An 11148-nucleotide genomic window follows, 5' to 3' on the forward strand; every position below is an offset into this window, starting at 1 on the left:
GAACCAGTTACGGCGACAGAAGGAGTGCGAATGTCCTGCGAACAGAACAGCCCGGTAGTCGGCATCATCATGGGATCCGAAAGCGACATGCCCGCAATGGAGCCGTGCATGAAGCAGCTCGACGAGTTCGGCGTGCCCTACGAGGTGAAGGTGGCTAGTGCGCACCGCAAGCCGGCCGAGGTGCACGAGTGGGCAAGTTCGGCGCACGAGCGAGGCATCCGCGTGATCGTGGCGGCGGCGGGCAAGGCGGCCCACCTGGGCGGCGTCGTGGCGGCGTACACGCCGAACCCCGTGATCACGGTGCCCATGAAGACCAGCGACCTGGGCGGGTTGGACTCGCTGCTGTCCATGGTGCAGATGCCCTCCGGCGTGCCCGTGGCCTGCGTCGCCATCAACGGCGCGAAGAACGCGGCCATCCTGGCCGTGCAAATCCTCGGCACCGGCTGCGACGCCGACCGTCAGAAGATCATCGACTTCAAGCGAGGCATGGCCGACGCGTAGGCGGCGTCCTGCTCGAGCGGTTGCAGCGTGCGGCCGGATGCGACCTGCATCCGGCCGCGCTGTTTCGTTAGAACGCTTGCGTTGCCACGTGTCGGTGACGCTTGATTCTCGATAGCGCTTTCTTGGCAACGAGCGTTGCGCCCTTCATGCAAGCCGATAGGGGTAGTCCGCTGTTAAACCAGGATTGGCATAGCCCGGGTAGGCCCGTCCCGCGAAAGCTCGCCGGCGGCTCGGAAGCCCTCCTCGGCCATCGGACAGGCGCTCGTCCCGCCTGATCGCCAGCCGCCCGACAGGGGAAGCTGCGCGCGGCAGTGCATGTCGATCCTGGTTTAGCAGCCGATAGGGCAGCGAATGGCAAAAAGGCATCGAATTCGGAATCGCCCGCGCGGATCGCAAGGGCAAAAGAAAGCCCCCCCTGTGCATAACGCCTGTTCGTGAGCGTGCTCTTCCGAGCGGCTTTGCGTCGGACACGGTCAAGGCGCGAGATTTCTTCCGAATTCGATGCCTTCTTGCCATTTAGAGATGCTGCGAGTTGCGCGGAAGCGCCACGATGTTTCACGTGAAACATTTGTACGTCTTCGCGCGGATGCAGAGGAAGGGCGCCAGCTGCATCCCGCACCGAATGCGCCCAATTTGCCGGGCGGTTTGGCGGTGCGTCCTTCGCGCCCCTCGCGGATGCGACCGCGCGAGGGGCGCGCTTGTGCGCTATCATGGATGCTCGAACGAAAGAACCCGAATGTTTCACGTGAAACATCTGTACGCGATGGGGCGGGCGAGGACCATGACGAAGAAACTGCTGATGGGGAACGAGGCGTTCGCGCATGCGGCGTTGGAGGCCGGGGTGCGCGTGGTGGCGGGCTACCCGGGCACGCCGTCGTCCGAGCTGATTGAGACGGTGGCGAAGCTGCATGACGACGGCGCCGCGCGCGGCATCCACGTGGAGTGGTCGACGAACGAGAAGTCGGCCTTGGAGCTGCTAGCGGGTGCGTCGTACACGGGCGCGCGCTGCCTGTTCACCTGCAAGCAGGTGGGCCTCAACGTCGCCAGCGACGCGCTGATGAGCTTGAACTATGTGGGCGTGAAGGGCGGCATGGTGCTGTTCGTGGCCGACGATCCCGGTCCCATCTCGTCGCAGACCGAGCAGGACACGCGCCGCTTTGCCAGCTTCGCGAAGCTGCCCGTGCTCGATCCCGCCACTCCCGACCAGGGCTTCGCCATGATGCAGGCCGCATTCGACCTGTCCGAGCGCTATCATACGCCCGTTATCGTGCGTCCCACCACGCGCATCAACCACGCCTCGACGTTCTTCGACGTCGCGGACGCCACCGACGCGCGTCCGGTGCCCGACGAGGGCTTCGAGCGCGACCCGAAGTGGGTCATCTTCCCGCGCCGCGCCTACCAGGCGCACGGCGAGATCAACGAGCGTTTGGCGGCCATCGCGCACGATTTCGCGGTCGAGCCCGCGCTGGCGGCGTTCAACCCGATGGTCGAGGGCGGCGCGCAGTCGACCGAGGATGCACGAACGAATGTTTCACGTGAAACATTCGACGACGGGAGCATGCCGAAGACGGCGACGAGTGCGGGCGCCAAGGCGGTGGGGATCGGCGCGGGCGCGTCGGAGTCTGCAGCTGCCGCAGTCGCGCCGCGCCTCGGCATCGTGGCGGGCGGCGTGTCGGCCGCCTATGCGCGCGAGGCGCTGCGCATGGTGGAAGCGCGCGCGGCGGCAGCGGGCGTGGAAATGCCCGCGTACCGGTTCTGGCAGGTGGGAACGCCCTACCCGTTCCCGGAGGAGCTGGCCGCGACGTTCGCGGAAGGCCTCGACGAAGTGCTCGTTCTGGAAGAGCTGGACCACGTGCTGGAGGATGCGCTGCTCGTGCATGCTGGTCGCACGCATGCGACCTACGAAGTGCGCGGCCGTCTGACCGGCGACGCGCGCGACCGTGGCGAGAACGACGTGGACGATTGCGCCGCCCGCATCGCGCGTTTCCTCGGCATCCCGCAGGTGATCGCCCCTGCAGCGGGCGCCCCTTCGGAATCCTATTCGGCATCGCCCGTCCCTGCGCAACAACCCGTTTCTGCGACGGCTGCATCGGCTTCTTCGCCTTCTGAGGTGTCGTCGTCCTCGTCCGCGGCGACTTCCGCTTCTGCCGACAAGTCTGGAACGAACGTTTCACGTGAAACGTTCGCCTACGACGCGCCTGCCGATGCGCCGCTGCCCGTGCGCCCGCCCGTGCTGTGCGCGGGCTGCCCCCATCGCGGCAGCTTCTACGCGGTGAAGCGCGCGCTGGGGAAGACGCCCGCCGTGCTGTGCGGCGACATCGGCTGCTACACGCTGGGCAACGCGATGCCGCTGGACGCCGTGGACACCTGCCTGTGCATGGGCGCGGGCATCACGATGGCGCAGGGCTTCGCCGTGGCCGAGCCGCACAAGAAGACGCTGGCGTTCGTGGGCGACTCCACGTTCTTCGCCAGCGGGCTGCCTGGCCTGGTGAACGCCGTGTACAACGGCCATGACATCACCGTGTGCGTGCTGGACAACGCCACCACGGCCATGACCGGCTCGCAGCCGCATCCCGGCACCGGCGTCACGCTCATGGGGCCGAAGCGCCAGCCCGTCTCCATCCCGCGCGTGTTGGAGGCCGTCGGCTTCGATTGCATCGTGCATGCGAACCCGCTCGACCTCGATGCGTCGGTGGCGGCCGTGAGCGAGGCGCTCGACCACGAAGGCCCCAGCGCCGTCCTGTTCGAGTCGCCGTGCATCCAGCTGGTGAAGCCGGACGCGCCCGCCGTCGTGGATGCCGAAACGTGCACGGGCTGCAAGAAGTGCATCACCGAGATCGGCTGTCCCGGCATCGGCTTCGACGCCGACGCGCGCGGCCCGCGCAGCAAGCAGCGTGGCCAGGCGTTCGTCGATCCCAGCCTCTGCAACGGCTGCGGCCTGTGCGTTCAAGTGTGCCCCTTCGACGCGCTGTCGATGACGGAACCCCAAACAGATGTTTCACGTGAAACATCGGCGTCGGAAGGAGGCTGCCATGCGTAACGTGTTGCTTTCGGGCGTAGGCGGACAGGGCACCGTGCTGGCGGCGAAGGTGCTGGCCCAGGCCGCGCAGGACAAGGGTTGGCAAGTGCGCACGGCCGAGACTATCGGCATGGCGCAGCGCGGCGGCAACGTGGTGTCGCACGTGCGCATGGGCGACGCGGGCGAGGAGGTGTTCGCGCCGCTGCTGGCCGAGGGCACGGCCGACCTCGTCATCGCGTTCGAGCCGGCCGAGGCCGCCCGCGTGCTGCCGTTCCTCGCGCCCGACGGGCTGCTGGTCACGGCCACTACAGCCATCCAGCCGGTCACGGCGGCGCTGTCCGACAAGCCCTATCGCGCCGACAACGTGCTGGCGAGCATCGAGCGATCGCTGGCGGGCACCGGCGCGCGCTTCGTCGCGGTGGACGATGTCGCGCTTACCGACGCGGTGGGCAGCCGCAAGGTGTTGAACTCGGTGCTGCTGGCCAGCGCTCTCAAGGAGGGCCGCATCGCGCTCGACCTCGACGACCTGCGACGCGCCCTCGAGGAGTGCGTGAAGCCGCGCTTCGTCGCCCTCAACCTGGCCGCCGTCGACGCGGTGGCTGCGCGATAATCTTCGCGCCCCGCGCCCCGCGCCCCGCGCCCCGCGCCCCGCGCCCCGCGCGCGGTTAGTTGGGGAAGGCTCCTTGCGCGTTCGGGGTCGCCATCGTCTTTAAGCACCGCCCCCTGATGTATACTGCGGTTATTCAAATTTTGTTTGAATAGTCGGCGGAAGGCGAGGGCGTTATGGGGCGGGCGATGGATCAGGTGTTGCTGCAGGAAGCGGTCGAGTTGGCGCGCAAGCTTTGGCACGCGTACATCATCGAGCCTTCGGACGAAAGCGTTCAATTCATCGTGGACACCATGGATCCGCAGAATCTCTCGCTCATCGGCACAGGAAAGCACGAGCTCTATGTCAACCTCGAGGCGTTCTTCGCGGGACTCGAGCGCGATCAGGAAGAAGCTCAGGACATCACCTTCGAGATCCTCGACGAGTACTACGAGCCGCGCGCCATCGGCGAGGACACCTGCATCGTGTTCGGCACGTTGTGGGCGCGTGAGCGACCCGACCGTCCGAAACCGTTGCTCGTGGAAATGGACACGCGTTTCACGCTGGTATTCCGTCGCGAGGGCGACCGGTGGCTGCTGGTGCATCTGCATCATTCCACGCCCAATGTCGATCAACGGCGCGAAGAGTACTATCCGAAAACGGCTACCGAGCAGGCGAACGCCGCTTTGGAGTATTCCAAGGCTATGGAGCGCCGCGCCGAGCTTGATTCTATGACCGAGCTGTTGAACCATGCCGCGTTCGAGAAATATGTGGCAGCGGCGCTTGTCGAAGGCGGCGAGGGCAGCGCTTTCTTCATGATCGACCTCGACAACTTCAAAACGGTGAACGACACGTTGGGCCATCCTGAAGGCGACCGGGTCATCCAAGAGTTCGCCGACGTGCTGTTGCGCGTCTTCCCGCGCGATGCGCTGGTCGGGCGCATGGGAGGCGACGAGTTCGCCGTGTTCTCTACCTGCCCGCTTTCGGTAGAGGAAGCCCAATGCAAAGCGTGCGAGCTTATCGAGGCATGGGGATCGCATTCTGCTTCGCGTGCCGTAGAGCTGGGATGTTCGGTGGGCATCGTGCGCGTTGTGCGAGGCGAGACGTTCTTCGACCTCTATCGCGCCGCCGATTGCGCTCTGTACGCCAGCAAGGACAACGGAAAAGGCTGCTACAGCTGGTGATCGCCGTCGGCGCTGGGTCGCATGATAGCCGGTGCCGAACCGCCCTGCGCGCTGGTTCGTCTTGTCGTTCTGGCCAGAAATCGTAAGGCCGATATCGGAGCATCATCGCCCCAAAAACACGCTTCACGCGTTGAGGCGTGTTTTTGGGGCGATGATGCTTCCCGGGGAACTTGCGGGTTTGCAATCGCACGCCCTTCGCCTAGAATGGACGCATGGAATTCGCGAACGACAACGACATCCTCTCCTTCCCAGCCGTGGTTTCGGCGGGTCGATGGCTTTAGCTTCAAGACTCGCGCCCGCGGGCTTGAAGCATCCTCATATCCGGTAGAAGACCATCGTCCCAGAAGGGGATCATCATGCAGCTTACCAACGACCAGTTCGCCCTCATCAAGCAGCAGTTCGCCACGCTGAAGGAGCGCTCGGCGTTTTACGCCGCCAAGTTCGAGGGCATCGACCTCTCCGATGTGCAAACCCAGGAGGACTTCGAGAAGCTTCCGTTCTCCGAGAAGGACGACCTGCGCAACGCCTATCCGCTGGGCTTGCAGGCCGTGCCCGACGAGGAGATCGTGCGCATCCACAGCTCCAGCGGCACCACGGGCACGCCGGTCATCATCCCCTACACGCAGCAGGACGTCACCGACTGGGCCATCCAGTTCGCACGCTGCTACGAGACGGCGGGCATCACGAACCGCGACCGCATCCATATCACCCCCGGCTACGGCCTGTGGACGGCGGGCATCGGCTTCCAGCTGGGCGCCGAGCGCCTGGGCGCCATGACTATCCCCATGGGGCCGGGCAATACCGAGAAGCAGCTGCGCATGATGCAGGACCTCAAATCCACCGTGCTGTGCGCCACCAGCTCCTACGCGCTGCTGCTGGCCGAGGAGATCGCCGAGCGCGGCATCCGCGACCGCATCTGCCTGCGCAAGGGCGTCATCGGCAGCGAGCGGTGGGGCGACAAGATGCGCCAGCGCATCGCCGGCGAGCTGGGCGTGGAGATCTACGACATCTACGGCCTGACCGAGGTGTACGGCCCTGGCATCGGCATATCGTGCGACGAGCATCACGGCATGCACATTTGGGACGATTACGTGTACGTGGAAGTGGTCGATCCCGACACCGGTGCGCCCGTGCCCGACGGCGAGGTGGGCGAGCTCGTGCTGACCACGCTGCGCAAGCAGGGCGCCCCGCTCATCCGCTACCGCACGCACGACCTCACGCGCATCATCCCGGGCGACTGCAAGTGCGGCTTCGGCCATCGCCACCCGCGCATCGACACGCTGACCGGCCGCACCGACGACATGTTCAAGGTGAAGGGCTGCAACATCTTCCCCGCCCAGGTGGAGGAAGTCATCGCCGCCACCGACGGCACGTCCAGCGAGTACCAGGTGATGATCGAGAACATCAGCGGCAAGGATGTGCTCACCGTGCTGTTCGAAACCCCGCTGCAAGACGAGGCGAAGGCGCGCGCCGAGGAGGAGCTGGCCCTCATCTTCAAGGCGAAGTGCGGCTGCACTCCCGATGCCAAGGGTGTTCCCATGGGCGAGTTGCCCCGCTCCGAGAAGAAAACGAAGCGCATCTTCGACAGCCGATACTAGTCGCAAAGCGGAGCTTTCTCGTACGTGGAGGGAGGCACCCTGACGGGCTGCCTCCCTCTTTTTGCGCGCGAACCGCCTTCTTTTGTGCAAGCTAGATGATGCGGAAGCTTCGGATGCCTTCCGGATGTTTCACGTGAAACATCCGTTCGGCGGCGGAGGGGGATTTGCGAATTTTTTGCATGATGGGGGCGCTCCACTATGGTAGAGTATGCGCATGCATTCCGCGAAGGGACATACCGCCGTCGAACAGCGCTGGCAGCTTCAGCTCGCCGTCGCGGCTGTGTGCCGCTCCCTCGCTCCGCGTCCCGCGGACTCGCTTGTAACGGTATTCGCTGCGCAGCCGGCTTCGCCCCACGCGTCCGATGTCGCCGCGACGACCGGCGCAATCGACGCGGTCAGCGCTGTCGCCCATCGTGCGGCCGATGCCTCTGACGCGCCCCTGGCCGGTCGAACCGCCTACCGTGCCGTTTCCTATTATTCCTATCGATACCTCTAGCACATGGGTTTGCCCGTGGTGCTTCGTCGGCGTCGTGCCGACGGGCGTTGCGTTCCGGCAAAGTCATGTGCGCCACCGCGCGGGCCTTTCCCGACGCGATGTTCCACGTGAAACAATTCATCGCATTGCAGTGCGACAAAGGAACAAATGTTTCACGTGAAACATCCGGTCGCGGAACACGAAGCAAAACGGGGCTCGCTTTCTTGGGGAAGAGCGCCCGCCGACGGGCGGCGCGCATGAATCGATAGGAAGACTCATGATCGAAAAGATATGCATGGCGCTTATTTTCGTCGGCGTGGCGGTGGGCGTCGGCATCTACTGCCGACGACACACCGGAAGCGTCGACGGGTTCATCCTGGGCGGCCGCAACGTGGGGCCGTGGTTGAGCGCGTTCGCGTTCGGCACCAGCTACTTCTCCGCCGTCATCTTCGTGGGCTACGCCGGTCAGTTCGGTTGGAAATACGGCGTGGCCGCCACGTGGATCGGCATCGGCAACGCCATCCTGGGAAGCTTGCTGGCCTGGTGGGTGCTGGGCCCGCGCACGCGCGAGATGACGCACCGCCTGGGCGCGTCCACGATGCCCGAGTTCTTCGGCGCGCGGTTCCAGTCGAAGGGTTTGCGCATCGCGGCCGCGGCCATCATCTTCGTGTTCCTCATCCCGTACACGGCCAGCGTGTACAACGGCTTGTCGCGCCTGTTCGGCATGGCGTTCGGCCTGCCCTACGAGGTGTGCGTCATCGGTATGGCGGTTATCACCTGCGTGTACGTGGTGCTGGGCGGCTACATGGCCACGGTGATGAACGACTTCATCCAGGGCATCGTCATGCTGCTGGGCATCGTTGCCGTCATCGTGGCGGTGTTGGTGAATAACGGCGGCTTCACCGAGGCCATCGCCACGCTGTCGCTCATCCCTGCCGAGGATTCCCAGATGGCAGGGCCCTTCGTCAGCTTCTTCGGTCCGAACCTGCCCGACCTCATCGGCGTCATCGTGCTGACCAGCCTGGGCACGTGGGGCCTGCCGCAGATGGTGCAGAAGTTCTATGCCATCAAAAGCGGCCCGGCCATCAAGCAGGGAGCCATCATCTCCACCGTGTTCGCGATGGTGGTGGCCGGCGGCAGCTACTTCCTGGGCGGGTTCGGCCGCCTGTACGGCGATCAGGTGGAGATGACCGCCGCAGGCACGCCGGTGTACGACTCTATCATGCCCACCATGCTGTCCACGCTGCCCGACCTGCTCATCGGCATCGTGATCGTGCTGGTGCTGAGCGCGTCCATGTCCACGCTGTCATCGCTGGTGCTGACGTCGTCGTCCACGCTGACGCTCGATCTGCTGAAAGACAACGTGGTGAAGAACATGAGCGAGAAAAAACAGCTGGTGTACATGCGCGTGCTGATCGTGGTGTTCATCGTGATCTCGGCGGTGATCGCGCTGGTGCAGTACAACTCGTCCATCACGTTCATCGCACAGCTGATGAGCATCTCGTGGGGCGCGCTGGCCGGTTCGTTCTTGGGACCCTTCTTCTGGGGGCTCTACTCGCGTCGCGTGTCGCGTCCGGCTGTGTGGGCCAGCTTCATCGTGGGCGTGGGTCTGACTACGGGCAACATGATCGCCGGGTTCGTGGGCACGGCGTTCATCGCGTCGCCCATCAACTGCGGCGCCATTGCGATGGTGCTGTCGCTGATCATCGTGCCGGTGGTCAGCTTGTTCACAAAGCGCGTTGAGTTCGAGGTCGACCCGCCGCACGTCGAGGGAGCCATCGACCGCGAATACGAGCAGGAGCTGGAAGCGGAGTAGTTCTGAGCCGAAGCTTCGAAACCTCTGTCGTCTCAAAGTCTGCGGGACGGCAGAGGGCGCTTCGCTCCAAGAACACGCTTCAGCGAACGAGACGTGTTCTTGGAGCGAAGCTCGCATCTCGGAAGCTGTTTGCCGCCTATGTCTCGCATGAAGCACCGGCTTGCTACGCGAGCGTATCGCGCGAAGCGCTGGTCACGACCGCCTGTTTGGCGCATTGCGCCCGAAGAGACTCCTTATCAAGGGTCGCGCTGTTCCGTCTGACGGTCTTCCGTGCAGCCCGTCGCGCCCCGGATGGCGAAAACCCATCGAATTCGGAAGCTATCGCGCGCGTCGCGCTTGTTCGACGCGAGGTTCCGCGCAAGGTATCCTCTGCGACCAGGCATTATGCGGGAGGGGTTTCCTCACCGCGGCTACGCCGCGGGCGAAATTTCCGAATTCGATGGGTTTTCGCCATCCGGGGGAGCCTTCGACTGCGCGGATAACTCGGTGCGCAACGCTGCCGAGGGCGATGCGTCGAACTGGCCGGTTCGCCCGGGTGTTTCACGTGAAACACCCGTTCGTCTTGGGTGGTGGCACCGCGCGCCGTCTACGGCTCGCATCAGCGCGCCGCGCGATGGCTTGTGTGCTGTTGGGGGGGGGTTAGGGAGGATTCTCGTTCGACTCGCGACTCGGAACTTCCAGCCCCTGAGTACTCTGCGCTCGTTCCGTCCCTGCGTTCTCGCGCCCCGCGGGAGCGAAGGGGGCGGCGGCTCGCGTTCCGCGGTATACTGTCAGCCAGTATCGGCTCTCGTGAAAGCGCGCGCATGATCTTCCAGCTTGTTCTCATATACTTTCCCGCGCTGGTGTTCGGGTTTCTGTTCATCAAAAACTACCGCAAGGAGCCGCGGCAGTTTCGCAACGCGCTGTACTTCCTGCTGCTGTGCCTGTTCGCGCTGTACGGGCTGTCCATCCAGTTCGAGCTGCCGTGGCTGGTGCTCATCGGCTTGGCGGCCATTCCGTTCGGCACGGTAGCGCTGGTGGTGTTCCTGCTGGCGAACACGTTCGTGGTGGTGAAGCGCGAAGGCCTGTCGCTGTCGCATCTGCTGCCGGGCCTACTGGCGCTTTGCGTCGTGATGGCGTGCGTGGGCGGCCCGGTGCTGCTGTTCGTCCAGGCGCCGCCCATCGTGCTGGCGTTGGCGCTGCTGGTGCTGATGGAGGGCTCGTACGTGGCGTTCACGTTCGCGGCCCTGCTGCTGTATTCGTGGTTGTACCGCCGTCTGCCTAAGCGCCGCGATTACGATTACATCGTCGTGCACGGCGCCGGCCTGTCGGGCACGAAGCCCACGCCCCTGCTGGCCGCGCGCCTGGACAAGGCCGTCGAGCTATGGGAGGCCGACCACCGCCGCGCCGTCATCATCGCGTCGGGCGGCCAAGGAGCCGACGAGGCGGTATCGGAGGCCGAGGCCATGCGCACGTACCTCGTCGAGGAGCGCGGCGTGCCCGCCGATGCCGTCATCGAGGAGGACCGCTCCACCACCACGATGGAGAACCTGCGCAACTCCAAAGCCATCATGGACGCGCGGTCGGGCGCGGGCGCGTACCGCGCCGCGGTGGTGACCAGCGATTACCACGTGTTCCGTACGGCCGAGTACGCGCACAAGATCGGGCTGGCCGCCGACGGCGTGGGCAGCAGGACCGCGCGCTACTTCTGGCCCACCGCGTTCATCCGCGAATACGTGGCCGTCAGCAACGCCCACCGCTGGCCGTTCGTGGTCATCTTCGTGTTCTGGCTCCCTTTCGCCGCCATCGCGCTGTTCCAGCTGTAACGCGCTTCGCGCCCGCGCCCGACGTCGCACGGCCTAACGCGTCGCGCTCGCACCTGCGTCTGACACGCGTGGCTCCTCGCATTCGCGCTTGCACTTGCGCCCGACGTCGCGCGGCTCGCGTTCGCGCTCGCACCCGCGCCCGACACGCGCGGCTCCTTGCGTTC

General features: G+C 65.1%; 7 protein-coding genes. All 7 read left to right on the forward strand.

The window, feature by feature from the left end:
• Positions 1-30: 30 nt before the first annotated feature.
• The 7 genes from purE to GT613_RS02870 all read left to right on the forward strand — a co-directional run bounded on the left by purE (position 31) and on the right by GT613_RS02870 (position 10984).
• Complete coding sequence (gene purE, locus GT613_RS02840; protein ID WP_009305633.1) at positions 31-501, forward strand: 5-(carboxyamino)imidazole ribonucleotide mutase; 471 nt, start codon at positions 31-33, stop codon at positions 499-501.
• Positions 502-1237: 736 nt separating this feature from the next.
• A complete protein-coding gene (locus GT613_RS02845) occupies positions 1238-3541 on the forward strand; it encodes a thiamine pyrophosphate-dependent enzyme (RefSeq protein WP_009305634.1) in 2304 nt (767 codons plus the stop codon).
• On the forward strand, positions 3534-4130 hold the full coding sequence (locus GT613_RS02850) for an indolepyruvate oxidoreductase subunit beta (RefSeq protein WP_009305635.1): 597 nt from the start codon (positions 3534-3536) through the stop codon (positions 4128-4130). The genes GT613_RS02845 and GT613_RS02850 overlap by 8 nt, the downstream gene beginning before the upstream one ends.
• Positions 4131-4315: 185 nt before the next feature.
• The gene (locus GT613_RS02855) at positions 4316-5290 is read left to right on the forward strand and encodes a diguanylate cyclase domain-containing protein (RefSeq protein ID WP_226844487.1); all 975 of its coding nucleotides are present in this window, start codon (positions 4316-4318) and stop codon (positions 5288-5290) included.
• A gap of 356 nt (positions 5291-5646) precedes the next feature.
• Positions 5647-6888: a phenylacetate--CoA ligase family protein gene (locus GT613_RS02860; protein ID WP_009305637.1), complete on the forward strand. Its 1242-nt coding sequence runs from the start codon at positions 5647-5649 to the stop codon at positions 6886-6888.
• A gap of 752 nt (positions 6889-7640) precedes the next feature.
• Entirely contained in the window at positions 7641-9179 is a 1539-nt protein-coding gene (locus GT613_RS02865; protein WP_114518178.1) for a sodium:solute symporter, read from the forward strand.
• An 803-nt stretch (positions 9180-9982) separates the two neighbouring features.
• Entirely contained in the window at positions 9983-10984 is a 1002-nt protein-coding gene (locus GT613_RS02870) for a YdcF family protein (protein WP_161172497.1), read from the forward strand.
• The last annotated feature ends 164 nt before the right edge of the window (positions 10985-11148 follow it).

The organism is Eggerthella sp. BIOML-A4, assembly GCF_009875575.1.
In the GTDB taxonomy this organism is placed as follows: domain Bacteria; phylum Actinomycetota; class Coriobacteriia; order Coriobacteriales; family Eggerthellaceae; genus Eggerthella; species Eggerthella lenta.